This is a genomic window from Halomonas sp. ND22Bw (assembly GCF_003011945.1).
Taxonomy (GTDB): Bacteria; Pseudomonadota; Gammaproteobacteria; order Pseudomonadales; family Halomonadaceae; genus Halomonas; species Halomonas halophila.
The window spans coordinates 1-342 of sequence record NZ_PXWD01000411.1 but is presented as its reverse complement, the minus strand read 5'-3'; the positions used below and the strand labels follow the sequence as shown (position 1 = coordinate 342).

1 protein-coding gene is annotated in these 342 nt (G+C 71.1%); it reads left to right on the top strand.

What is annotated here, in order from left to right; all coding sequences use genetic code 11:
• Positions 1 to 342: TonB-dependent receptor (locus tag CVH10_RS18675; protein WP_146143064.1), on the top strand; the 342-nt coding region annotated here is incomplete at both ends.

Sequence of the window (342 nt, the reverse complement as noted above, 5' to 3'; positions counted from 1 at the left end):
CCGCGACGCTGAACGAACTGCACCGGCCGTTCAGGGTCGGCAACGACATCACCGAGGCCAACGCCGGCCTGACGCCCGAAACGCTGAAGGGGGTCGAGACGGGCCTGGCGTTCGACCGCGACGGCGTGCGCTGGGGCGCGACCGTCTTCTGGAACCGGATCGACGACGCCATCGTCAACGTTACGTTGGGCGCGGGGCCGGCGACCTTCCCCCTTGCGGGGTTCGTGCCGGCGGGCGGGGTGCTGCGCCAGCGCCTGAATGCCGGAACCATCGACGCCTGGGGCGTGGAACTGACCGGGGCGGCGAATCTGACGCCCGCCCTGTCGTTGAACGGGGCCGTGT